Below are 24,383 nucleotides of genomic sequence, written 5' to 3'. Positions count from 1 at the left end.
TAAGCGATTTGTCACGGTAAAAGGCCAGCGCTAGCGGGTTCTAGTATTGCAGAACATTAACTGTATATAATGCCAGCTATTGTTGATGGTTTATAGCGCGCGTTTTTACTGATAAGGAATGATTGTGATTGGATATCTGCGTGGCACATTATTAGAAAAACAGCCGCCTCACGTGCTGCTGGATGTGAATGGCGTCGGCTATGAATTGGAAGTGCCGATGACTACATTGTTTCAGCTGCCAGCACCTGGTGAGCCCTTGGTGCTGCATACGCACTTGGTGGTGCGTGAAGATGCGCAGTTGCTGTACGGTTTTTTTGCCAAACGTGACCGGACCTTGTTTCGAGAACTGATCCGCCTAAACGGTGTCGGCCCTAAGCTGGCGCTGGCGTTAATGTCAGGGATGAGCGTTGATGAGCTGGTGCAGTGTGTGCACGCCGAAGACACCAGTCGTTTAATGAAAGTGCCAGGTGTGGGTAAAAAAACCGCCGAGCGTCTATTAGTTGAACTGAAAGACCGTTTTAAAAATTGGGACAATACGCCGCTTGGCGGACAAGCTGCAATGGAACCTGCTGGACTTTCGGCAGTCACAGACGCGCACAGTGCAGAAAAAGATGCGGTCAGTGCATTGATTGGTTTAGGCTTTAAACCTGCTGAAGCCAGTCGTGCTGTCAGTGCTGTCGCTGAAGACGGGCTGAGCAGTGAAGACTTAATTCGTCGCGCGCTGAAAGGCATGGCGTAATTGCGCCACATTATATTGGATAACTGCAGTTTATGATTGAAGCTGATCGCCTGATTGATGCGACACCCCGAGAGCGTGAAGAGCATATTGACCGAGCGATTCGCCCGCTGAGTCTGGCCGAATACATTGGTCAGCCCAGTGTGCGTGAGCAGATGGCTTTGTTTATGGAGGCTGCGCGCAACCGCCACGAAGCGCTTGATCACACTTTGATTTTTGGCCCGCCTGGTCTGGGTAAAACCACCTTGGCCAATATTATTGCGCAAGAAATGAATGTATCGCTGAAAAGCACCTCCGGTCCGGTGCTGGAACGGCCTGGTGATTTAGCAGCGTTGCTGACCAATCTAGAAGAAGGCGATGTGCTGTTTATTGATGAAATCCATCGCCTGCCGCCGATTGTGGAAGAAGTTCTGTACCCAGCTATGGAAGACTTTCAATTGGATATTATGATCGGTGAAGGGCCAGCAGCACGGTCGATTAAACTGGATTTGCCTGCTTTTACCTTAGTGGGCGCCACCACGCGCGCCGGTATGCTAACCAATCCATTGCGCGATCGTTTTGGCATTGTGCAGCGCTTAGAGTTTTACAATGACACCGATTTAACCACCATTGTCACGCGCTCAGGCGGTATTTTAAATATGCCTATCGAGCAGGAGGGCGCCTATGAAATTGCCCGACGCTCACGCGGCACGCCACGCATTGCCAATCGCTTGTTACGCCGAGTGCGTGATTTCGCGCAAGTGCGTGGCACCGGTCAGATCACGCAAATGATTGCCAATCAAGCGCTGAATTTGTTGGACATTGACGAGCACGGTTTTGATCATCAAGACCGGCGTTTATTGCTCGCCATGATTGAAAAATTTGATGGTGGCCCCGTCGGTATCGACAGTTTAGCGGCGGCGATCAGTGAAGAGCGGCATACCATTGAGGATGTGTTAGAGCCTTATTTAATTCAGCAGGGTTTTATCATGCGTACTCCACGCGGACGGGTGGTTACGCGCCATGCTTATCTGCATTTTGGTCTGAATCTGCCAGAGCGTTTGCTCGATCCGACGTTATTAGAGCGATATAACGAGCAAGAGTGAAATATACCTGCGATTTCTATTGGCAATGACACGAGGTAGCATTAAAGTATGCGCGCATTAACAACAGCACCCCAGTTTACTTTTCCTTGTCGTGTCTACTACGAGGATACGGATGCAGGCGGCATCGTCTATTACGTGAATTACCTAAAATTCATGGAGCGTGCACGCACTGAACGTTTGCGTCATTTAGGCTTTTCTCAAGCGCAAATGGCCAACGAAAACCTACTGTTTGTTGTGCATTCCTCGCAAGCACGTTATCACGCTCCAGCTCGTTTAGACGATGAGTTGGCTGTGAGTGTGCAGGTGGAAGTGTTAAAACGAGCCAGCTTGAAATTTTATCAGCAAGTACGTCGAGTCAGTGATGATCGTTTGCTCTGTGAGGGGCGCTTCACTGTGGCTTGTGTGCGTGCAGATACCTTAAAACCTCGGGCGATGCCCGAATTGTTATATGCGGCATTTGATGCCGATGTGCAAGACTTTGCAGGAGAATAAGCGTGCAAGCAAATGCTGTTGATCAGATGTCAATGTGGAGCTTAATCAGTAACGCCAGCTTGGTCGTTCAGTTTGTTATGCTGATTTTAGTGGGTGCCTCAATCGCTTCTTGGGTGATGATCTTTCAGCGTAGCCAGCTGCTGCGTGCGGCGCGCAATAGCTTAAATGTCTTTGAAGATCGTTTTTGGTCGGGTGTGGATTTATCTAAGCTGTATCGTCAAGTCAACAGCAATCCAGATTTGGACTCGGGTGTTGAACAGGTTTTTCGCGCCGGTTTTAAAGAGTTCTCCCGTTTAAGTCAGCAGCAAAATGCCAATCCAGAATCAGTAATGGATGGAGTGGCGCGTTCAATGCGCGTCGCGATTTCCCATGAAGAAGAAAGGCTTGAGCAAAGTCTGCCATTTTTGGCCACTGTTGGCTCAACCAGTCCCTATATTGGCTTATTTGGTACGGTGTGGGGCATTATGAACTCGTTCCGCGGCTTGGCTCAGGTTCAGCAAGCGACATTGGCCACTGTTGCACCGGGAATTGCCGAGGCCTTGATTGCCACTGCAATTGGTTTGTTTGCGGCAATTCCGGCGGTGATTGCTTACAACCGTTTTGCTGCGCGTGGTGAAAACCTAATTGCCCGTTACTACACCTTTGCTGATGAGTTCCAAGCCATTTTGCATCGTAAAGTCCACTCTAAAGAGGATTAAGGTGCCCCATGCATAGAGCTAGAATTCGTAATCGGCGCAAACCCGTTGCAGAAATGAACGTGGTGCCGTATATCGACGTGATGCTGGTGTTGCTGGTGATCTTTATGGTGACCGCGCCGATGCTCACCCAAGGTGTAAAAGTGGAATTGCCACAGGTCAGCAGTGAAGTGCTGCCGCAAGACAACAACTCAATTGTCCTGACCATTTCGATTAAGTCTGACAAGAGCTTTTATTGGAATACCAGTACAGAAGTGGATGTCGATACAGCGCAAGATAAAGCGGTTGAACTGGCGCAAATGGTCAATGCTGCGCGCGCTATTTTGGCGGCGAACGCGGCACAAGGTAAAAAAGTACAAGTGTATGTGCGTGCTGACAAGTCGGTGGATTACGGCAGTGTGATGGCAGCAATGGGTGGTCTACAGCAGGCTGGCGTCACCGATGTTGGCTTAATTACTGAGGCACCTTAATGCGACAGCATGATCGTTCTCCTTCGGAAAAGATTTTTTGGCCGGTGGTGTGGGCTGTAGGTTTGCACGCTGTGCTGTTTGCGTTTTTGTTTGTCAGTTTTGCCCACACGCCGGATTTACCACCGGCACGACCTGTGATTAAAGCCACGCTGTATCAATTGCAATCGCAAAGCCAAGCGACCACGCAAACCAATCAGAAGATTGCTGGTGAAGCAGCAAAAACCTCAGCGCCGCGCTATGAGGTAGAGCAATTAGAGCAGAAGAAGCTTGAACAAGAGCGTTTGGCTGCATTAGCGGATAAAGCTGCCAAAGCACAAGCAGACGCCGCCGCGCGCGCTGCCCAATCACGTAAGGAGGCGGAGCAAAAAGCCGCTGAAGCACAAAAGAAAGTGCAAGCCAGTAAAGAAGAACAGGCTAAAAAAGAGGCTGAAAAACTTAAGCAAGCCGAAGCTGCAAAGCTGAAGGCGGCTGAGGATGCGAAGAAAAAGGCTGCTGAAGATGCTAAGAAAAAAGCAGCGGATGCAGCCAAGCAGAAAGCTGCTGAAGAGGCGAAAAAGAAAGCTGCAGCAGAAGCGGCGAAGAAAAAAGCGGCTGATGAGGCCAAGAAAAAAGCTGAAGCGGATAAGAAAAAACGTGCTGCAGAGGAGGCTGCCAAGCAGCGCAAGGCGCAAGAAGCAGCACGCAAAGCAGCTGAAGATAAAAAAGCCGGTGCTTTAGCTGAGTTGTTGTCTGAGGATACGCAATATCAGCAAGCGGTAGCAGATACACAGGGCTCGCAAGTGGCGGGTAGCTTGGATGACTTGATTATTCGTTTGGTCAGTGAACAGTGGGTGCGGCCGCCGTCTGCGCGTAACGGTATGGCGGTGACGGTGGTCATTGAAATGCTGCCCGATGGAACCATTACCAATGCGAGTGTCACACAGAGTAGCGGTGATCCAGCGTTTGATGCTTCAGCTGTTGCCGCCGTGCGCAATGTTGGGCGTATCCGTGAAATGCAACAATTAGACAGTAAAACGTTTAATGCTTTATACCGCAGCCGCAGGGCGGTATTTAAACCAGAGGATTTAAGTCTGTGAGAATTTTGAAACATTGGTTGTTACTCAGTGTGCTGCTGTGCGTAAGCGCTGTGCAGGCTGCTGATCCTTTATTGATTTCAGGTGGCAGTGACCGAGCAATTCCGATTGCGGTTGTCCCTTTTGCTTGGCAAGGCGCTAGCGCATTGCCTGAGGATCTTGCGCAGATTATTGCTAATGATATGCGTAACTCGGGCACCTTTGATCCCATTGCTCGGCAAAACATGATCAGCCAGCCAGCGCAAGCCAGCGAAGTGATTTTCCGCGACTGGAGCGCAGTGGGAGCGCAGTATGTGCTGGTCGGGCAGATCACACCGGATGCCGGTCGCTTGCAGGTGAATTATGCGGTGCTTAATGTCAGCACCGAGCAAGTGATGCTCAGTGGCTCAGTATCTGGCTCAGTTGCGCAGTTGCGCGATCTGGCTCACCATATTGCTGATCAAGCCTATGAAAAGCTGACAGGCGTAAAAGGGGCATTCTCTACACGTCTATTGTATGTGACGGCTGAGCGTTTCTCGGCGACGAATACCCGTTATACATTACAGCGTGCTGACTATGATGGCGCGCGCGCGGTGACTTTATTGCAGTCACGCGAGCCTATTTTGTCACCTTCGTTTGCGCCAGATGGTAAGCGCATCGCTTATGTGTCGTTTGAGCAAAAACGTCCACGTATCTTTGTGCAGAATATTGAGACGGGGCACCGTGAGCAAATCAGCAACTACGAAGGCTTGAATGGTGCGCCGGCATGGTCACCCGATGGTCAGCGTTTAGCTTTTGTTTTGTCGCGTGACGGCAACCCAGAAATTTATGTGATGGACATGAGTTCACGCCAAGTGCGTCGTGTCACTCATCATGCGGCGATTGATACCGAGCCTTTTTGGGGTAAAGATGGCCAGAGTATTTACTTCACTTCAGACCGTTCCGGTAAACCACAAATTTACCGCATGAACGTCAATGGTGGAGCGGCGGAGCGGGTCACCTTTATCGGAAACTACAACGCCAACCCAAAATTATCAGCGGATGAAAAAACGCTGGTGATGATTCATCGACAAGACGGATACACCGTGTTTAAGGTGGCTGCGCAAGACTTGCAACGTGGCAATTTGCGCATCCTCTCTGAGACAAGTTTAGATGAGTCACCTACTGTTGCACCTAATGGAACAATGGTAATCTATGCGACCCAAAACCAGGGCAAGGGTGTCCTGATACTTGCATCTATCAATGGGCGGGTGCGGCTCCCACTACCTAGCATACAAGGCGAAGTCAGAGAGCCTTCATGGTCCCCTTATTTACACTGATTATGGGTTGTTTATAAAACACTTAACCTATGTGGTTTTTTTGGAGCTTTAAAAAATGCAAATGCTTAAATTCGGTAAACTTGCTGCTTTATCATTGGCCTTGGCAGTGGCTGTGGGTTGTTCCTCAAAAGGTGGTGATGCCAGCGGTGAAGGCGCAATTGATCCGAATGCTGGTTACGGTGCTGATAGCGGTGTTATCGATGGCAGCATGGATGGCCGTTTGGGTGAAGAAGCCGCATTGCGTGCGATCACTACGTTCTACTTTGAATTTGACAGCTCAGACCTGAAAGTTGAAGCCATGCGCGCGCTTGATGTGCACGCACGTGACTTACAAAATAATGGTGCGCGCGTAGTCTTAGAAGGTCATGCCGATGAGCGTGGTACTCGTGAGTACAACATGGCTCTGGGTGAGCGTCGTGCTAAAGCTGTACAGCGCTACTTAGTTCTGCAAGGTGTTTCACCTGCACAGCTTGAGCCAGTTTCTTATGGTGAAGAGCGTCCAAGCGTGATTGGTCATGACGAAAGTGCATGGTCACAAAACCGTCGCGTTGAACTGCGCAAGTAATAGGTAATACATATGATCCGTTCTGCCCTGATAACGTTGGCCTTCAGCCTGCCTGTTTTGGCCAGTGCTGCTATCCCCGTCACTGATCGCTCAGCATATGATCAAACCTATGCTGGCTCAGATCAGGGTATGAACGGCACAGTGACTGCAGGCGGTGCTTCGGCGCCGCCTTCAGCCCAAGCTCAGTTGTTTATGCAGCTGCAACAAATGCAGCAAGAAATTGCCATATTGCGTGGCTTGCTTGAAGAACAACAATATGAGCTGAGTCAATTACGCCAAGAAAATCTTGAGCGTTACCAAACATTAGACAGTCGCATTAATGCAAGTGGCGCTGCACCCAGTGCAAGCCAGCCTACTGCGACTGCTGATTCTGCCGCTGCAGCTACTCCACCGGTAGCGCAAGACAGCACAGCAGAAGCTGATCCTGAGAAGGAAAAGCTCTTTTATGATGCTTCTTTTGATTTAATTAAAGCGCGTGATTTCGAAAAAGCACAGCAAGCTTTTAGTGCTTTTTTACGCAGATACCCAAATAGCCAATATGCGGGTAATGCACAGTATTGGTTGGGTGAGGTGCATTTGGTCCAAGGTGACTTGCAGGCTGCAGGCAAGGCCTTTGCACAGGTCAGCCATAACTACCCTGAGCACAATAAAGTGCCAGATTCTTTATACAAGTTAGCTGATGTTGAGCGCCGTTTAGGCAATGTTGATAAGGCGCGGGTTATTATGCAACAAGTGGTTGCAGAGTATCCCAACAGCTCAGCAGCACAGTTAGCGCAACAAGATCTAAGAAAGCTCTAACACACTGTTTCGAACAGTACGTTCTTGCTAGATGCTTGAGCGTACTGAGCAGTGCTTCACTTCGAAGCGAAGAGGTGCTGTTGCTTTGTTGTTGTGACCAGCGCACCCATCATGCAGAGCATCATTGGCACAGTCACGCATGTGTATACGCGGCAGACTGAAATCTAGATTTTTATGATTTTCGCTTAAACGCTTAAAGCGCTGTCCAGCCTAAACGCAATGAACGATATGCAGCATCGCGTGTTTGCTCTGCACGCTTGCCTGCAAATTTTGAGTAAGGCTGCTATCATTCGGCTTTGCAGTTAGGGAGAGGTAATATGTTCAGTATTTACTGCTATCAGGCTGATAGGCAGGTCTGACATATGGAATCTGTGAAAGTTGTCAATTGCGTAAGCAAGGCTTTGTAAGCGCATGTATTAATGATCCAATGCGATATATTTGACAAAAATGAAATTTATGCTTGATCTGGGCTGAAAAAACGTATTATGCGCACCCCATCCGGGTCGTTAGCTCAGTGGTAGAGCAGTTGGCTTTTAACCAATTGGTCGTAGGTTCGAATCCCACACGACCCACCAACTTCTCTCTTCGCATCATTTTATTGTCAGTATTGCGTTGCATCTCAATTAGATCAATAAGCAATACACTTGTTAACATTGCGCCTGTGTGCGCTGTGAGGACTGGCATCAATGACGCAAATTTCTGAACGTATTTTAGTTCAAGCACACTTGGCAGCGAAGCAGGTTGAAGTCCTGACGCCTGAGCAAGAAGCACATTACTTTGAACGTATTATTGCTGAGCTGAAAGCTCAAAATGCAGTGTTAGTTGCGCATTATTATTGCGATCCTGTGATCCAGGAGCTGGCTGAGAAAAGTGGCGGCTGTGTTGCTGACTCGCTAGAAATGGCGCGTTTTGGTAGTGAGCACAGTGCGCAAACCTTAGTGGTTGCCGGTGTGCGCTTTATGGGTGAAACCGCAAAAATTCTTAATCCTGAAAAACGTATTTTAATGCCAACTTTAGAGGCAACCTGTTCTTTAGATTTGGGTTGCCCGGTAAAAGAGTTTTCGGCTTTCTGTGATGAGCATCCTGAGCGTACTGTAGTGGTGTATGCCAATACTTCGGCGGCGGTTAAAGCACGAGCAGACTGGGTGGTGACATCCAGCTGTGCTTTAGAAATTGTTGAAAGTCTGATGGATAACGGCGAGAAAATTCTGTGGGCACCGGATGAGCATTTAGGCCGTTATATTCAACGTGAAACCGGAGCAGATATGCTGCTTTGGGAAGGCTCTTGTATTGTTCATGAAGAGTTTAAAGCGACCCAGTTAGCGGCTATGAAGTCCTTGTATCCAGAGGCGGCAGTATTGGCGCACCCTGAGTCGCCAACTGCGGTGCTTGAGTTGGCTGATGTGATTGGGTCAACGACGCAACTGATTAAAGCGAGTCAAGATTTGCCTAATGAGCAATTTATTGTGGCAACCGATCGCGGTATTTTCTATAAAATGCAGCAGTTGAGTCCTAATAAGAGTTTTATTGAGGCGCCGACTGCAGGTGAGGGTGCGGCATGCCGCAGCTGTGCCAACTGTCCGTGGATGGCGATGAATACGTTGGAGGCGTTGTTACTGAGTTTGCAAAATGGTGACAATGAAATCACTGTTGATCCAGCTATCATTCCTAAAGCGGTTCGTCCTTTGCAGCGTATGCTGGACTTTACCCGTGATGCTCGAATTAAATTAGTGGGTAACGCTTAGGTCTTTTTCGGTTGCAGGTTTAGGCCTGCGACCTGTTTTGGTTGGCAGTTAAAGGCATCAAGCTGTATCTGTATCTGTATCTGTATCTGTGCATGTTGCAGCGTGCAAGTGTTGTTCTTCCCTTAACACGCCCTCCTGGCGTGATGCGGGCGCTACGCCATCCCTGGCTTCGCTCGCCACAACACCCGCACACTGCTATTGATCATTGATGTTGTTTTCGATTTTGTAGCATGGCTCTTTTGAAGCAAGAGCATTGAGCATGATCTGTGCATGTTGCAGCGTGCAGGTGTTGTTCTTCCCTTAACACGCCATCCTGGCGTGATGCGGGCGCTACGCCATCCCTGGTTACGCTGGCCACAACACCCGCACACTGCAGTTGATCATTGATGTTGTTTTCAAGTGTGTGGCATGGCTCTTTTTAATACAAAAGCATTGAGCATGATCTGTGCATGTTGCAGCGTGCAAGTGTTGTTTTTCCCTTAACACGCCCTCCTGGCGTGATGCGGGCGCTACGCCATCCCTGGCTTCGCTCGCCACAACACCCGCACACTGCTATTGATCATTGATGTTGTTTTCAAGTCTGTAGCATGGCTCTTTTAAAGCAGCTTGCTTTGTTGATATGCAGTATTTCTGGCTATTTTTAATGCGGTGAGTACCGAAAGTGAAATAGCAATTCACACAGCCAGTTTGAAAGTTTGCAGAATCAGACGAGCCCTATATAAATCGAGCTAACAACGCCTTTGATCAACGAGTGTTTCGGGGTTGGTGTGACAAGCGCAGCCAAGGATGGCGAAGCGCCGGAGTTGAACCCAGGATGGGTTCATCGACGGAAAAACACCTACCCCGGAGCACGATATGCCACGCACAGGCTGTTAAAAACTGACGAAAAGCACCTGTCTTGAAGCAAGGTATGCCACGCAATGGCCAGTACGCACCCAGTAAAAAACTCTGGAATCATTTGTGCATGTTGCAGCGTGCAAGTGTTGTTCTTCCCTTAACACGCTATCCTGGCGTGATGCGGGCGCTACGCCATCCTTGGCTTCGCTTGCCACAACACCCGCACACTGCAGTTGATCATTGCTGTGGTTTTCGATTTTGTAGCATGACTCTTTTGAAGCAAGAGCATTGAGCATGATCTGTGCATATTGCAGCGTGCAAGTGTTGTTCTTCCCTTAACACGCCATCCTGGCGTGATGCGGGCGCTACGCCATCCTTGGCTTCGCTCGCCACAACACCCGCACACTGCAGTTGATCATTGCTGTGGTTTTCGATTTTGTAGCATGACTCTTTTGAAGCAAGAGCATTGAGCATGATCTGTGCATATTGCAGCGTGCAAGTGTTGTTCTTCCCTTAACACGCCATCCTAGCGTGATGCGGGCGCTACGCCATCCTTGGCTTCGCTCGCCACAACACCCGCACACTGCAGTTGATCATTGATGTTGTTTTCAAGTCTGTAGCATGGCTCTTTTTAAGGCAAAAGTATTGATTATTGGTGTGGTTTGCTAATCTTCTAAAAAACTCACATTCAAACTCACATTCAAACTCAATGTATTCAGAATCAGACAAGTCCTATATCAATCGCGATAACAACACCGCTGATCAACGAGTGCTTCGGGGTTGGTGTGACAAGCGAAGCCATGGATGGCGCAGCGCCGGAGTTGAACCCAGGATGGGTTCATCGACGGATAAACACCTGCCCCGAAGTACGCTATGCCACGCAATGACCAATACTCCCCAGCAAAATAGTCTCTGTAATCATTTGTGCATATTGCAGCGTGCAAGTGTTGTTCTTCCCTTAACACGCCATCCTGGCGTGATGCGGGCGCTACGCCATCCTTGGCTTCGCTCGCCACAACACCCGCACACTGCAGTTGATCATTGATGTTGTTTTCTAGCCTGTAGCATGGCTCTTTAAAAGCAGGAGCATTGATTATTGATGTGGTTTGCCAGTCTTCTAAAAGGCTCATATCCAAACTCAATGTATTCAGAATCAGACGAGCCCTATATCAATCATGCTAACAACACCGCTGATCAACGAGTGCTTCGGGGTTGGTGTGACAAGCGAGCCATGGATGGTGAGCGCCGGAGTTGAACCCAGGATGGGTTCATCGACGGAAAAACACCCACCCCGGAGCACGCTATGCCACGCACAAGCTATTCAAAACTTACGGACTAACACCCAGCCCGGAGCACGCTATGCCACGCACAAGCTGTTAAAAACTTACAGACAAACACCCAGCCCGGTGCAGGCTATGCCACGCACAGGCTATTCAAAACTTACAGACAAACACCCACCCCAGAGCACGGTATGCCACGCACAAGCTATTAAAAACTTACGGAAATCACCCGTTGTAGAGTGCGATAGGCATCAAAATGACCAGTCAGCTCTTCATAAAACACCGCAACTAATCAGTATTAAAACGCTCTAATGACCTGTTAAGTGATTGCTTCAATGCATTTACCTTGCTTTTTACGTGCAGACATAATAAATACAGATGCTCTACAAGACACTGTAATAAACTCCAACACATTGACATCATCAGTAGGCTTGATTGGCGACTGAGCATGATTAAGGAAGAGGTGAAATTTGGCTCGATTACATAAGTATATAGCGCTGACCGGAGTGTTATTGTTAGCCGGTTGTCAGGCTGTTAACACAACGGGCTCCAGCGCAGTAGGCGTTGATCGCAAGCAATATATGTTCAGTATGTTGAGCACTGACGAAATAAACCAAAGTTATGCTCAGACCTATCAGCAGACACTGCAGCAAGCACAGGCTAAAGGCAAATTGGATACACGCAGCAATAACGCCAAACGCTTGCAGGTGATTGGGCAGCGTTTAATTAGCCAAGTCGGTTATTTTCGCGCAGATGCCACACAGTGGGATTGGCAGGTGAGCTTAATTGAGAGCCCTGATTTGAATGCCAACTGCGGTCCTGGCGGTAAAATTATTTTTTACAGCGGAATTATTACCAAGCTCAAACTGAATGATGATGAGATTGCCGCAATCATGGGGCACGAGATCGCCCACGCGCTGCGTGAACACAGTCGTGAGGCAATGTCTAAGGCCTATGGTATTGAAATGGCTAAGCTAGGCTTGGGCGCGGTATTAGGTGTCAGTCAAGACACAATGGCGATTGCTGATACCGCCGTGCAGTATGGTATGACCTTGCCCAACAGCCGTAGCGCAGAGACTGAGGCCGATTTGCTGGGTATTGAGCTGGCGGCACGTGCAGGCTATGACCCTAATGCCGCTGTCAGTTTGTGGCGCAAAATGGAGCAGGCCAGCCAAGGCGCACCTGCTGAGTTTATGAGCACACACCCTTCCTCATCAACACGCATCTCAACCCTGCAAGCCAATATTCCTAAAGTGATGCCGTTGTACGAACAAGCGCGTCGTCAGCGTTAAACTCAACATCATTTCGGCTGTCAACACTCACTTGAGTGATTGGCAGCCGCAGTCTTATTTTTTCCCTTATTATCGGCTTTAGTATGTCTGAGCCAGAATCTGCGATGCTTACTTAGTCGCTTTAAAAATCACAAACTTAGCGTTAGCAGCAATTTGCTCGACATCGCGAAACATGCGCTTGAGGGTGATGTGATAGCCCAAGTGGCGATTGCCCACGATCCATAACTGGCCACCTGCTTTGAGTGCGCGATGACTTTGCTGGAACATGCGTCGGGCTAAAAAATCACCCACTACTTGTTGCTGGTGAAAGGGTGGGTTACACAACACAATATCAAGTGATTGCGCTGGCTCGCAGGCCAGACCATCGCCCGCATAAATGCTGGCTGGGCGCTCACCTAGGGCATTGTGCCAGTTCTCCTGGGCTGATTGCACAGCCATATAGGACTCATCAACCATATGCAGCTGCGCATGTGGGTTTTTGAGTGCGCAGACGATGCCTAAAACACCATTACCGCAACCTAGATCAGCCACCTGTGCGTGGCCTAAATCGCTGGGTATATGGGGTAAAAAAAAGCGTGTGCCAATATCCAGTGCTTCACGGCAGAAAATACCGGCATGGTTGCGTAAAGTCAGCTTGGGGTTTTCGAGCGAATAGGCGCTGGGGTAAGGTGAGCGGGTTTGTGGTTTCTCGCTCGGTGTTACAAAAAGTAAACGTGCTTTTTTCTCGGCAAGACTGGCTTGCACTGGGCCGATATAACGTTCGAGTAGATCGCCAGCAGAACGCGGTAGGTGCTTGACCATACCAGCGGCAACGATGAGCGTGTCTGCGTGCATGTGGCTTTTTAAGCGGATCAGCTGTTCTTCAAGCAAAGCTAGAGTCTTTGGTATGCGGATCAGTACGCAATCGTAAGGGCCGTTAAATGGCTGGTCTGATCTGATAATGTTGAGGTTGTCGCTGGCGAGTTGATTATTGTCAAGATTGTTGCGCAAGGCTTGGTGGGCTAAAAATGAGTCGCCGCTGCTGTGAACTTGCATATGCGCAGTTAAACTGGCGGCCAGCGCGCCGAAGTTATCGTTCAAAATCAGGCAGCGTGTAGCGCTCTGTAAGCCGCAGCCACTCAGGTGTTTAAGCAGATATTCATCAGCTGCATCAAAGGCTTGTAAGGGGCTGTTTTGTTGCTCCGGATAGCGCAATAAATCCAGCTGTGCAAAAGGCGTACTAAATATAGGCATAAAGATCGCAGGTATTTGTTTGGCCATAAATGGCGTATGAATAGGGGTGTCAATTCGTTAATGAGGTGCAGTATGAGCTCGGCGCAAGAAAAATTCACCCGTCAAACCATAACCCACTTACATACATGGACGCCCAATCTATTTAGTTTTCGCTGTACGCGTGATGCGGGGTTTCGTTTTACTGCTGGGCAGTTTGCACGTTTAGGTGTGCGTAAGGCCAGTGGTGCCATTGTTTGGCGTGGTTATTCGATGGTTTCCAGTCCGTTTGATGAGTTTTTGGAGTTTTTCTCGATTGTTGTGCCTGGTGGTGAGTTTACCAGTGAGTTGAGCAAGCTTGAGGTTGGTGATGAGATTTTAATTGAGAAGCAGGCGCATGGCTTTTTAACCTTGGACCGCTTTGTTGATGGTGACAATCTTTGGTTGCTGGCAACCGGAACAGGGTTGGCGCCGTTTTTGTCAATGTTGCAGGATTTTGAGATCTGGCAGCGTTTTGAGCAGATTGTTTTAGTGTATAGCGTGCGCTCTGAGAGTGAGTTGGCCTACCGTGATTTGCTGGATGAGATTTTAAGTCGTGAGTATGTGGCTGAATATGCGCATAAGTTTACTTTTGTGCCGGTGGTAACCCGTGAAGAGGTGCCGGGTAGCTTGGGTGTGCGTATTACTGATTTACTGGTGTCGGGTGAGCTGGAAAAGCATGTTGGCTTGCCGATGGAGGCACAAAACTCTCGTGTGCTGATCTGTGGGAACCCAGAGATGGTTGAGGATTGTCGGATGCTGCTTCAGAAGCGTGATATGCAGCTGTCGATGACCCGCAGGCCTGGCGCAGTGGCAGTGGAGAACTATTGGTAAGCTTGTGATTATGGTTTTGGCCAGTATTGCTTATTCTGTCTTTTCTGAGCTGGTCCTGTTTGTGACTTTTTAGCAGCACATATAAAGCCTCCAGAAATAGACGAGTCCTATATCAATCATGCTAACAACACCGCTGATCAACGAGTGCTTCGGGGTTGGTGTGACAAGCGAAGCCATGGATGGTGAGCGCCGGAGTTGAACCCAGGATGGGTTCATCGACGGATAAACACCTGCCCCGAAGTACGCTATGCCACGCAATGACCAGTACACTCTGATAAAAAGCTTCAGGAATCATTTGTGCATGTTGCAGCGTGCAAGTGTTGTTCTTCCCTTAACACGCTATCCTGGCGTGATGCGGGCGCTACGCCATCCTTGGCTTCGCTTGCCACAACACCCGCACACTGCAGTTGATCATTGCTGTGGTTTTCGATTTTGTAGCATGACTCTTTTGAAGCAAGAGCATTGAGCATGATCTGTGCATATTGCAGCGTGCAAGTGTTGTTCTTCCCTTAACACGCCATCCTGGCGTGATGCGGGCGCTACGCCATCCTTGGCTTCGCTCGCCACAACACCCGCACACTGCAGTTGATCATTGCTGTGGTTTTCGATTTTGTAGCATGACTCTTTTGAAGCAAGAGCATTGAGCATGATCTGTGCATATTGCAGCGTGCAAGTGTTGTTCTTCCCTTAACACGCCATCCTAGCGTGATGCGGGCGCTACGCCATCCTTGGCTTCGCTCGCCACAACACCCGCACACTGCAGTTGATCATTGATGTTGTTTTCAAGTCTGTAGCATGGCTCTTTTTAAGGCAAAAGTATTGATTATTGGTGTGGTTTGCTAATCTTCTAAAAAACTCACATTCAAACTCACATTCAAACTCAATGTATTCAGAATCAGACAAGTCCTATATCAATCGCGATAACAACACCGCTGATCAACGAGTGCTTCGGGGTTGGTGTGACAAGCGAAGCCATGGATGGCGCAGCGCCGGAGTTGAACCCAGGATGGGTTCATCGACGGATAAACACCTGCCCCGAAGTACGCTATGCCACGCAATGACCAATACTCCCCAGCAAAATAGTCTCTGTAATCATTTGTGCATATTGCAGCGTGCAAGTGTTGTTCTTCCCTTAACACGCCATCCTGGCGTGCTGCGGGCGCTACGCCATCCTTGGCTTCGCTCGCCACAACACCCGCACACTGCAGTTGATCATTGATGTTGTTTTCTAGCCTGTAGCATGGCTCTTTAAAAGCAGGAGCATTGATTATTGATGTGGTTTGCCAGTCTTCTAAAAGGCTCATATCCAAACTCAATGTATTCAGAATCAGACGAGCCCTATATCAATCGAGCTATCAACACCGCTGATCAACGAGTGCTTCGGGGTTGGTGTGACAAGCGAAGCCATGGATGGTGAGCGCCGGAGTTGAACCCAGGATGGGTTCATCGACGGATAAACACCTGCCCCGAAGTACGCTATGCCACGCAATGACCAGTACACTCTGATAAAAAGCTTCAGGAATCATTTGTGCATGTTGCAGCGTGCAAGTGTTGTTCTTCCCTTAACACGCTATCCTGGCGTGATGCGGGCGCTACGCCATCCTTGGCTTCGCTCGCCACAACACCCGCACACTGCAGTTGATCATTGATGTTGTTTTCTAGCCTGTAGCATGGCTCTTTAAAAGCAGGAGCATTGATTATTGATGTGGTTTGCCAGTCTTCTAAAAGGCTCATATCCAAACTCAATGTATTCAGAATCAGACGAGCCCTATATCAATCATGCTAACAACACCGCTGATCAACGAGTGCTTCGGGGTTGGTGTGACAAGCGAGCCATGGATGGTGAGCGCCGGAGTTGAACCCAGGATGGGTTCATCGACGGAAAAACACCCACCACCGGAGCACGCTATGCCACGCACAAGCTATTCAAAACTTACGGATAAACACCCACCCCGGAGCACGCTATGCCACGCACAAGCTATTCAAAACTTACGGATAAACACCCACCCCGGAGCACGCTATGCCACGCACAAGCTATTCAAAACTTACGAAAAAACACCCACCCCGGAGCACGCTATGCCACGCACAAGCTATTCAAAACTTACGAAAAAACACCTGCCTTGAAGTACGCTATGCCATGCAATAACCAGTACATCTACAATAAAATAATTTAATTATTGAAGATGTAGGCCGCGTGCGAACTGGTAGATCAAAAACATCTAGCTTTTATTATGTTGCTTAAGTAGATCACGAATTTCTGTAAGTAGGACTTCTTCATTACTGGGTGCTGGCGGTGCAGCAGGTGCTTCTTCAACGGCTTCTTCCTCGCGCTTGAGGCGATTGATGACTTTAATACCCATGAAAATTGCAAAAGCAATAATGACAAAATCAATAATACTTTGAATAAATTTTCCGTAGGCCAACACCACAGCAGGCAAATCACCTTCAGCAGCTTTTAGAGTCACAGCTAAATCAGTGAAGTCCACACCACCAATCAATACACCGAGCGGCGGCATAATAATATCGCCAACAAATGAGCTAACAATTTTACCAAACGCTGCACCAATGATAATACCAACGGCCATATCCACAACATTGCCTTTGACGGCAAAGGTTTTAAACTCTTTAAGAATACTCATGCTGTATCGTCCATATCAAAGGAATTAAGCTACTGATTGCGGTGCGATGCTGCACTGCATCCGGAGTCAGATTATACAATGAGTGGTTCAGGACGTGATTTTCGTCAATTGAATGCGTGAGCTGGTTTGCAATGCGCAGCCAAGATTGTGCGCATTGTCTGAGGTAGGGGGGGAGGTTACTTGGTGCGAGCGACAGCGAACTCAGCCAGTTCGATCAGTGCATCACGGTAACCTGATGCAGGCAGCCCATCGATGCAAGCGATTGCACCTTGCGCATAGTCTTGCGCCAGTTTGGCGGTGTAATCCAACGCGCCAGAGGCCTCAACTGCAGCGCTGATCTCAGCTAAGTCTTCAATGCCGCCTTTTTGGATTGCTTTGCGTACCAATGCTGCTTGTTCTGGCGTGCCGTCGCGCATGGTCACAATCAGCGGCAGTGTCGGCTTGCCTTCAGCTAAATCATCGCCAACGTTCTTGCCTAATGTCTCAGCATCACCTTGGTAGTCCAGCAAGTCATCAACCAACTGGAAAGCTATACCTAGATTATCGCCGTAAGTACGCAGCGCTTCTGCATCCTCAGCAGATGCACCGGCCAGCACAGCAGCGCTGTGGGTTGATGCTTCAAATAACATTGCAGTTTTACCACGAATCACTTCCATATATGTGGCTTCAGTGGTGCTGGCGTCGCGCACTTTAGTCAGTTGCAGTACTTCGCCTTCAGCAATTATGCGCGTCGCTTGCGAAATAATATCCATCACCGGCAAAGAGCCGAGACGTACCATCATTTCAAACGAGCGTGCATATAAAAAGTCACCGACGAGTACGCTTGGCGCGTTGCCCCACTTAGAATTAGCCGTTGAACGGCCACGACGTAGGTCAGATTTATCAACGACATCATCATGCAGCAGGGTAGAGGTGTGTAAAAATTCAATCACAGCAGCGAGCAAACGCAAATCTTCATCCTGTTTGCCTAACGCATTACCGGCCAGCAAAACCAGTAACGGACGTAAGCGTTTACCCCCAGCAGAGATGATGTAATCACCGATTTTTTCTACCAAAGGGATGCGTGAAGACAGCTGTTGTTTAATAATGCTGTCTACTGCAGCAAAATCTTCAGCGACGATTTGATAAAAAGCCTGTGGTTGCATGACTCTGCGTACTCCAATAAGGTTGAGCGGCATGCTATGAGGCGCGCGCCTATCTGTCAAGTTGGCTGCATAGAGTACTTGCGTCTAGATTGATCTGTGCGTACAATCCGCGCTCCTGAACTTTACTTGGGCAACTCCCTGCCTTACGCAATTGCAGTGTGTCTTAATCCAACGCACAGCAGCCATGCCAGCTAATACTTACTCTTATAAAGCGCTGGGTGAGCAGGAATAACGGAGAGAATGTGATGTACGCAGTAATTGTAACTGGCGGTAAGCAATACAAAGTCGCCGAAGGCGAATATTTGAAGATTGAAAAACTGGACGTGGGAATCGGCGAAGCCGTAACATTTGACCGCGTTCTGATGATTGGCAACGGCGAAGATGTAAAAATCGGTGCGCCAGTTGTTGATGGTGCGAAAGTGACAGCTGAAGTAATTGAGCAAGGTCGTCACGATAAAGTGACAATTATTAAATTCCGTCGCCGTAAGCACAGCATGACGCGTCAGGGCCACCGTCAGTGGTTTACTGAAGTTAAAATCACCGGTATTCAGGCTTAATTGACTGAACCCCAAACTGATGGAGTGTTGATCTCATGGCAACGAAAAAAGCTGGCGGTAGTACCCGCAACGGTCGCGACTCGGAAGCTAAACGCTTAGGCGTTAAGATGTACGGCGGCCAAACTGTAAAAGCAGGAAACATTATCGTGCGTCAGCGCGGTACAGAATTCCACCCGGGTCCTAATGTAGGCATGGGCAAAGATCACACCTTGTTTGCTAAAGAAGCAGGCGTGTTGAAATTTGAAGTTAAAGGTGCTTTTGGACGTCGCTACGTTAGCGTCGTTTCAGCCTAAGTCCTTTTACGCGGAAAAGCCCTGTCTTGTGACGGGGCTTTTTTGTTTGTGCAGGCAGTAAAGACGGATTGTCCGTGCTTGTTGTATCCTGCGTTATATATTTATAAGCCTGCGGGCTCGCAGGAGGCACATTAATGAAGTTCGTCGATGAAGTATCGATTGTTGTAAAAGCGGGTGATGGCGGCAATGGCTGCATGAGTTTTCGCCGCGAAAAATTTATTGAATTTGGTGGTCCAAACGGCGGTGATGGCGGTGATGGCGGCTCTATTTATATGGAAGCGGATGTCAACCTCAATACCCTGGTCGACTACCGCTATACCCGCCGCTTTAACGCGCAGCGCGGTGAAAATGGTCGAGGCGCTGATTGTACCGGTGCAGGTGGTGAAGACACCATTTTAAAAGTACCGGTTGGCACCACCATTATTGATGCTGACACCCAAGAAATCATTGGTGACTTGACTGAAGACGGTCAGCGCATTCTTGTGGCTAAAGGCGGCTGGCATGGTTTAGGTAATACCCGATTCAAGTCCAGTACCAATCGCGCGCCTCGGCAAACCAGTGATGGTAAGCCAGGTGAGCTGCGTAACCTTAAGCTTGAGATGAAAGTCTTAGCTGATGTCGGCTTGTTAGGCTTACCTAACGCCGGTAAAAGTAGTTTTATTCGCTCGGTGTCTGCTGCTAAGCCAAAAGTGGCCGATTATCCGTTTACCACGCTGGTACCCAACTTAGGTGTGGTCAGCATTGGTCGCTTTAAAAGCTTTGTGATCGCTGATATTCCTGGTGTGATTGAAGGTGCAGCAGAGGGTGCTGGCTTAGGTATACGCTTTCTCAAGCACTTAACCCGCACGCGCTTGTTATTGCATATCGTTGACTTAGCGCCAATTGATGACAGTGATCCAGCGCAGGCTGCGCAAGTGATTGCCGATGAGATTGAGCGCTTTAGCCCGTCTTTAGCTGAGCGTGACCGCTGGTTGGTGCTCAATAAAGTCGATCAACTACTCGACGATGAGCGTGAAGAGCGCAAACAAGCAGTGATTGATCAGCTGGGCTGGACGGGCCCAGTATTTATGATCTCAGCGCTGGACGGTGAAGGCACCAAAGAATTAGCACAAGCGATGATGCGTTATTTAGAAGAACGTGAATTGCGCATTGGCGAAGACAAAGAATACGCCGAGTATCTAGTTGATTTAGATCAGCGTATTGAAGATGAAGGACGTGCGCGTCTCCAAGAGCTGGATGATAAGCGTGCCTTGCGCCGTGCTGGTGTGAAAGCCATTGAAGATGTTGAAGACGACGACTTTGATGATGAAGACGAAGATGATGAAGGTGGTGCAGAGATTATCTACGTACACTGATCGTCTATTGGTCGCTGGGCTTAGCGCGCTTTTAATAAGGGTGCTAAGTGTTCAATTTCAACAGGATTGAGTGTTATGCGTGATGAGGTAACAAGCGCTCAGCGCTGGGTGGTTAAAATTGGCAGCGCTTTGCTAACTGCTGATGGACGCGGCTTGGACCGCCAAGCTATGGCTGTTTGGGTGCAGCAAATGGTGGCGTTGCGTCAGCAAGGCATTGACTTGGTACTTGTCTCGTCAGGCGCGGTAGCCGCTGGTATGAGCCGTTTGGGTTGGCTGCAACGCCCCGATGCAATTCATAAGTTGCAAGCGGCAGCGGCCGTGGGGCAGATGAGTTTAGTCAAAGCATGGGAAACCAGTTTTGCTGAACACAATGAGCGCACCGCGCAAGTGCTATTGACCCATGATGATCTGTCGGACCGTAAACGCTACTTAAACGCACGCAGCACCTTACGTACTCTGTTGGAATTGGGCGTTATCCCCGTAATCAATGAGAACGATACTGTTGCCACAGATGAGATTCGCTTTGGTGATAATGATACCTTGGCGGCATTGGTGGCTAATTTAGTTGAAGCGGATTTGCTGGTGATCCTTACCGACCGTGATGGTATGTATGATGCCGATCCGCGTAGTAACCCAGATGCGCAAGTGATCTATGAAGCACGCGCGGATGATCCAAGCCTTGATGCAGTTGCTGGTGGCAGCGCTGGCGCTTTAGGGCGTGGCGGTATGCAAACTAAACTGCGCGCTGCACGTCTAGCGGCGCGTTCGGGTGCTTATACGGTGATTGTTGGTGGTCGCCTTGAGCATGTTTTAGACCGCCTGCATGCTGGAGAGCGTCTTGGCACCTTGCTGACGCCAGAACAGTGTCGCGATGGCGCACGTAAGCAGTGGTTGGCTGGGCATCTGCAAACACGAGGTACGCTGACCCTCGATGCGGGTGCGGTCAAGGCATTAACCAAGGATCAGAAAAGTTTACTGCCGGTCGGTGTGACGGCCGTTGCAGGGCATTTCTTGCGTGGTGAAATGGTGGTCTGTGTTGATGCGCAAGGCGTTGAAGTTGCGCGTGGCTTAAGCAATTACAGCGCTGCTGAAGCGAGTAAAATTATTGGTCTATGCTCTGAGAATATCATTACAACGCTAGGTTATATGACCGAGGCTGAGCTGATTCATCGCGATAACTTGGTTGTTCTTTAAGTGCCTGCACAGCTCGGTTTTTAATACTGAACTGTGCGTTTAGCTTGTGCAGGAGCAATCGATTGATCGCCCCTGCAGGCTAAGGCTAAGACACCAGTTTTAGTCGCCACGCGTCCAAAGGTTTGTGATTGGATAGCGACGGTCACTGCCAAAGCTACGCTTACTGATACGCGGACCCACAGCCGTTTGCCGACGTTTGAACTCGTTGATATCGACCAAGCGTAAAACGTCCATCACCATCTCTTTGTCAAAGCCTTTGGCTACAATAGCCAGTGCTGACATGTCTTCTTCTACATACAGGCGCAACACCTCATCAAGAATGTCGTACGGTGGGAGGCTGTCCGTATCTTTTTGATCGGGCGCTAATTCAGCAGAAGGTGCACGCGCAATAACTCGCTTCGGAATCACAGCCTTCAAGCTGTTGCGATAACGGGCAAGGCGATAGACAAAGCTCTTGGGTACGTCTTTGATCGGGGCAAAGCCACCAACCATATCGCCATATAACGTAGAGTATCCAATCGCAATTTCACTCTTATTACTAGTGGTGAGCACCAAGTAGCCGTTCTTATTGGATAGCGCCATCAGCAGGTTACCGCGACAACGGGCTTGCAGATTTTGCTCGGTTGTATCGTTGGCGCTGGCTGGCATATCAGCAAAAATTGGATCCAATGCTTGGATAAATGCTTCGACCATGGGTGTGATTTCGATAGTTTTATAATCAACACCCAAGATTTTGGCTTGTTCGGCGGCATCGTCTTTGCTGGCTTGCGACGTGTAATGATAAGGCATCATGACAGCCTGTACTTTATCAGCGCCGAGAGCATCGACAGCAATGGCCAAGACTAAAGCCGAATCAATGCCGCCAGACAAGCCCAGTAGCACACCTTTAAAGCCATTATCTTCAGCGTAATTACGCAAACTCATGACCAAGGCTTGGTAAATACGCGCTTCATCGCTGAGTAGGGGAATAATGACTGAGCGCTCGATATAGCAATCAGAGCGGGTAAACTGCAGCTCAACTAAACTTAGGTCTTCCTTAAAGGCTGGGGCGCGCTGGCGTAGGTTGCCCTGGGCATCCATAGCGCAGCTGCCGCCATCAAAAATTAAATCATCTTGCGCACCAACTTGGCTGGTATAGAGGATTGGCATTTCTGCTTGACGAGCATTATCGCTGAGGATTTGCTCGCGCTCGACTTGCTTCTGGCGGTGGAAGGTCGATGCGTTGAGACTAACAATCATCCTTGCATTAGCTGCGCAGGCTTGTTTAATAAATTCTGGCTGCAAAACATCAATACCAATACTTACAGCAATTTTTATATCATTGATTTCAATGAATAAAGGCTCATTGCCGCGAGTAAAGTAGCGCTGGGCAAAGGCAGTTGGGTCAGTAGGTAAGTGCTGTTTTCTGTAGACAGCTTGGATTTTGCCTTGATGAAAGTGGGCGCAGCAGTTGTAGCGTATGCCGTCTTCATGCCAAGGGTAGCCGATTAATGCATGCAGCTTGTGCGGCAGGGCGGTGCAAAGCCGGTCTAATGCGCGTTCAATACGGATTTGCATGCTCTGGCGTAGGAGTAAATCTTGTGCGTTATAGCCGCACAAAGACAGCTCAGGAAAAACAATGAGATCAGCGCCATGCTCATGTGCTGCTTGCACGCTTGAATCAAGGATACGCTGCAGGTTGCCGTCAATATCGCCAACGCGAATATTGAGTTGTGCTAATACGGTGCGTAATGCAGTTGCCATGCTCAACCCTCAAAAATGAATAAAGTGCCAGTTTAGCAAAGCTAAGTGCTTGATGGGCTGTTACTGCAGATAAATTGCAAGCCAGGGTTCTGACTGAGCAGTTTCGTTGTATTGTAGCGCGCAGACACTGCCACTAAAGTTGAATCCAGAGTGTGACAAAGGATTAAAGCTGATTGAAACCCCACGGTCTTGATCGCTTGGGCGTTGTGTCAAATAACTGTTTTAAAATGAGAGAGAGTAAGCATGCAGTTAAAAGACAAAGTAATTATTATCACTGGCGGCGGCCAAGGCTTAGGTCGCGCTATGGCAGAATACTTGGCTGCTAAAGGAGCGCAATTGGCCCTGGTCGATTTAGATCAAGAGAAGTTGGATGCCGCTGTTGCTGTCTGCGAAAACGCGGGTGTGCAAGCCCGTGCTTATATTTGCAACGTGGCTAATGAAGAGCAGGTCAATTATATGGTTGCTCAAGTTGCCGATGATTTTGGTGCGATTCACGGTTTGATTAATAACGCTGGAATCTTGCGTGACGGCCTTACCATTCGCGTTAAAGATGGCGAAATGAGCAAAATGAGCTTGGCCAACTGGCAGGCGGTGATTGATGTCAATCTGACAGGCGTGTTCCTCTGCACGCGTGAAGTGGCGGCAAAAATGATTGAGCTGAAGAGCCAGGGTGCGATCGTTAATATTTCTTCGATTTCTCGTGCCGGTAATATGGGACAAGCCAATTACTCTGCAGCAAAAGCGGGTGTTGCTGCCGATACTGTGGTTTGGGCTAAAGAACTGGCGCGTTACGGTATTCGTGTTGCAGCAATTGCTCCTGGTGTGATTGAAACGGACATGACTAAAGGTATGAAGCCTGAAGCGTTAGCAAAAATGACGGCTCATATTCCTTTGCAGCGTATGGGTAAGCCGGAAGAAATTGCGCATTCAGTGGCCTATATCTTTGAAAATGACTACTTCACTGGTCGAGTTCTTGAGCTGGATGGTGGCTTGCGTTTATAGCAGGTTG

Annotated in this window: 26 protein-coding genes and 1 tRNA gene; 20 read left to right on the top strand and 7 right to left on the bottom strand. The window is 48.9% G+C overall.

All coding sequences use genetic code 11. The annotated features are described in order from the left end of the window. Positions 1–124: 124 nt before the first annotated feature. From ruvA to FXF61_RS14905, 12 genes are all read left to right on the top strand, one after another. Complete coding sequence (gene ruvA / locus FXF61_RS09380) at positions 125–739, top strand: Holliday junction branch migration protein RuvA (RefSeq protein ID WP_151185009.1); 615 nt, start codon at positions 125–127, stop codon at positions 737–739. A 32-nt stretch (positions 740–771) separates the two neighbouring features. Beyond that, complete coding sequence (gene ruvB / locus FXF61_RS09375) at positions 772–1,821, top strand: Holliday junction branch migration DNA helicase RuvB (RefSeq protein WP_151185008.1); 1,050 nt, start codon at positions 772–774, stop codon at positions 1,819–1,821. A gap of 48 nt (positions 1,822–1,869) precedes the next feature. Next, positions 1,870–2,313, top strand: coding sequence for a tol-pal system-associated acyl-CoA thioesterase (ybgC, locus tag FXF61_RS09370; RefSeq protein ID WP_151185007.1), 444 nt, complete (start codon positions 1,870–1,872; stop codon positions 2,311–2,313). A gap of 2 nt (positions 2,314–2,315) precedes the next feature. Further along, on the top strand, positions 2,316–3,011 hold the full coding sequence (tolQ, locus tag FXF61_RS09365) for a protein TolQ (protein ID WP_151185006.1): 696 nt from the start codon (positions 2,316–2,318) through the stop codon (positions 3,009–3,011). Between the two features lie 8 nt (positions 3,012–3,019). Further along, positions 3,020–3,478, top strand: a complete 459-nt coding sequence (tolR, locus tag FXF61_RS09360; RefSeq protein ID WP_151185005.1) for a protein TolR — start codon at positions 3,020–3,022, stop codon at positions 3,476–3,478. Next, a complete protein-coding gene (tolA, locus tag FXF61_RS09355; protein WP_151185004.1) occupies positions 3,478–4,554 on the top strand; it encodes a cell envelope integrity protein TolA in 1,077 nt (358 codons plus the stop codon). Before tolR ends, tolA begins: the two co-directional genes overlap by 1 nt. A gap of 17 nt (positions 4,555–4,571) precedes the next feature. Next, positions 4,572–5,849, top strand: a complete 1,278-nt coding sequence (gene tolB, locus FXF61_RS09350) for a Tol-Pal system beta propeller repeat protein TolB (protein WP_371921510.1) — start codon at positions 4,572–4,574, stop codon at positions 5,847–5,849. A 55-nt stretch (positions 5,850–5,904) separates the two neighbouring features. Then, positions 5,905–6,414, top strand: coding sequence for a peptidoglycan-associated lipoprotein Pal (gene pal / locus FXF61_RS09345; protein WP_151185003.1), 510 nt, complete (start codon positions 5,905–5,907; stop codon positions 6,412–6,414). Between the two features lie 6 nt (positions 6,415–6,420). After that, positions 6,421–7,212, top strand: a complete 792-nt coding sequence (ybgF, locus tag FXF61_RS09340) for a tol-pal system protein YbgF (RefSeq protein ID WP_371921509.1) — start codon at positions 6,421–6,423, stop codon at positions 7,210–7,212. A 500-nt stretch (positions 7,213–7,712) separates the two neighbouring features. Beyond that, a tRNA-Lys gene (locus tag FXF61_RS09335) sits at positions 7,713–7,787 on the top strand. A gap of 111 nt (positions 7,788–7,898) precedes the next feature. Next, positions 7,899–8,957, top strand: a complete 1,059-nt coding sequence (gene nadA / locus FXF61_RS09330; protein WP_151185001.1) for a quinolinate synthase NadA — start codon at positions 7,899–7,901, stop codon at positions 8,955–8,957. A gap of 964 nt (positions 8,958–9,921) precedes the next feature. Then, positions 9,922–10,086 (top strand): hypothetical protein, encoded by a 165-nt coding sequence (locus FXF61_RS14905; protein WP_178087283.1) that lies wholly within the window; start codon positions 9,922–9,924, stop codon positions 10,084–10,086. A 445-nt stretch (positions 10,087–10,531) separates the two neighbouring features. Here the strand turns inward: FXF61_RS14905 and FXF61_RS09325 are convergent, their stop codons facing one another. Further along, positions 10,532–10,924 (bottom strand): hypothetical protein, encoded by a 393-nt coding sequence (locus FXF61_RS09325; protein WP_151185000.1) that lies wholly within the window; start codon positions 10,922–10,924, stop codon positions 10,532–10,534. 620 nt (positions 10,925–11,544) lie between these two features. Here FXF61_RS09325 and FXF61_RS09320 point away from each other — a divergent pair. Continuing rightward, positions 11,545–12,366 carry a M48 family metallopeptidase gene (locus FXF61_RS09320; RefSeq protein ID WP_178087284.1) on the top strand — a complete coding sequence of 274 codons (822 nt, stop codon included), beginning with the start codon at positions 11,545–11,547 and terminating at the stop codon, positions 12,364–12,366. Between the two features lie 108 nt (positions 12,367–12,474). Here FXF61_RS09320 and FXF61_RS09315 read toward each other — a convergent pair whose 3' ends face one another. Continuing rightward, a complete protein-coding gene (locus tag FXF61_RS09315; RefSeq protein ID WP_151186062.1) occupies positions 12,475–13,599 on the bottom strand; it encodes a methyltransferase in 1,125 nt (374 codons plus the stop codon). A 72-nt stretch (positions 13,600–13,671) separates the two neighbouring features. Between FXF61_RS09315 and FXF61_RS09310 the strand changes: the two genes are divergently transcribed. Continuing rightward, positions 13,672–14,448: a ferredoxin--NADP reductase gene (locus tag FXF61_RS09310; RefSeq protein WP_151184999.1), complete on the top strand. Its 777-nt coding sequence runs from the start codon at positions 13,672–13,674 to the stop codon at positions 14,446–14,448. Positions 14,449–14,749: 301 nt separating this feature from the next. Further along, on the top strand, positions 14,750–14,914 hold the full coding sequence (locus tag FXF61_RS14900; RefSeq protein ID WP_178087283.1) for a hypothetical protein: 165 nt from the start codon (positions 14,750–14,752) through the stop codon (positions 14,912–14,914). A gap of 445 nt (positions 14,915–15,359) precedes the next feature. Here the strand turns inward: FXF61_RS14900 and FXF61_RS09305 are convergent, their stop codons facing one another. From FXF61_RS09305 to FXF61_RS09295, 4 genes are all read right to left on the bottom strand, one after another. Then, positions 15,360–15,752, bottom strand: a complete 393-nt coding sequence (locus FXF61_RS09305; RefSeq protein ID WP_151184998.1) for a hypothetical protein — start codon at positions 15,750–15,752, stop codon at positions 15,360–15,362. A 211-nt stretch (positions 15,753–15,963) separates the two neighbouring features. Continuing rightward, positions 15,964–16,182 (bottom strand): hypothetical protein, encoded by a 219-nt coding sequence (locus FXF61_RS14895; RefSeq protein WP_178087282.1) that lies wholly within the window; start codon positions 16,180–16,182, stop codon positions 15,964–15,966. Between the two features lie 485 nt (positions 16,183–16,667). After that, complete coding sequence (mscL, locus tag FXF61_RS09300; RefSeq protein WP_151184997.1) at positions 16,668–17,087, bottom strand: large-conductance mechanosensitive channel protein MscL; 420 nt, start codon at positions 17,085–17,087, stop codon at positions 16,668–16,670. A gap of 176 nt (positions 17,088–17,263) precedes the next feature. Beyond that, positions 17,264–18,232: a polyprenyl synthetase family protein gene (locus FXF61_RS09295; RefSeq protein ID WP_151184996.1), complete on the bottom strand. Its 969-nt coding sequence runs from the start codon at positions 18,230–18,232 to the stop codon at positions 17,264–17,266. A gap of 245 nt (positions 18,233–18,477) precedes the next feature. Between FXF61_RS09295 and rplU the strand changes: the two genes are divergently transcribed. The 4 genes from rplU to proB all read left to right on the top strand — a co-directional run bounded on the left by rplU (position 18,478) and on the right by proB (position 21,631). After that, positions 18,478–18,789, top strand: coding sequence for a 50S ribosomal protein L21 (rplU, locus tag FXF61_RS09290; protein ID WP_151184995.1), 312 nt, complete (start codon positions 18,478–18,480; stop codon positions 18,787–18,789). 35 nt (positions 18,790–18,824) lie between these two features. Continuing rightward, the gene (gene rpmA / locus FXF61_RS09285; RefSeq protein ID WP_022966372.1) at positions 18,825–19,082 is read left to right on the top strand and encodes a 50S ribosomal protein L27; all 258 of its coding nucleotides are present in this window, start codon (positions 18,825–18,827) and stop codon (positions 19,080–19,082) included. A gap of 134 nt (positions 19,083–19,216) precedes the next feature. After that, a complete protein-coding gene (gene cgtA / locus FXF61_RS09280; RefSeq protein ID WP_151184994.1) occupies positions 19,217–20,437 on the top strand; it encodes an Obg family GTPase CgtA in 1,221 nt (406 codons plus the stop codon). Positions 20,438–20,512: 75 nt separating this feature from the next. Further along, complete coding sequence (proB, locus tag FXF61_RS09275; RefSeq protein WP_151184993.1) at positions 20,513–21,631, top strand: glutamate 5-kinase; 1,119 nt, start codon at positions 20,513–20,515, stop codon at positions 21,629–21,631. Between the two features lie 99 nt (positions 21,632–21,730). Here proB and FXF61_RS09270 read toward each other — a convergent pair whose 3' ends face one another. Next, positions 21,731–23,374, bottom strand: coding sequence for an NAD+ synthase (locus tag FXF61_RS09270; RefSeq protein WP_151184992.1), 1,644 nt, complete (start codon positions 23,372–23,374; stop codon positions 21,731–21,733). A gap of 243 nt (positions 23,375–23,617) precedes the next feature. Between FXF61_RS09270 and FXF61_RS09265 the strand changes: the two genes are divergently transcribed. Beyond that, positions 23,618–24,376 (top strand): SDR family oxidoreductase, encoded by a 759-nt coding sequence (locus tag FXF61_RS09265; RefSeq protein ID WP_151184991.1) that lies wholly within the window; start codon positions 23,618–23,620, stop codon positions 24,374–24,376. The last annotated feature ends 7 nt before the right edge of the window (positions 24,377–24,383 follow it).

The sequence above is a fragment of the Pseudomonas sp. C27(2019) genome (assembly GCF_008807395.1).
Lineage (GTDB): Bacteria > Pseudomonadota > Gammaproteobacteria > Pseudomonadales > Pseudomonadaceae > Denitrificimonas.
Note: the sequence above shows the minus strand (reverse complement) of the source record. Positions and strands in the feature narration are given on the sequence as shown.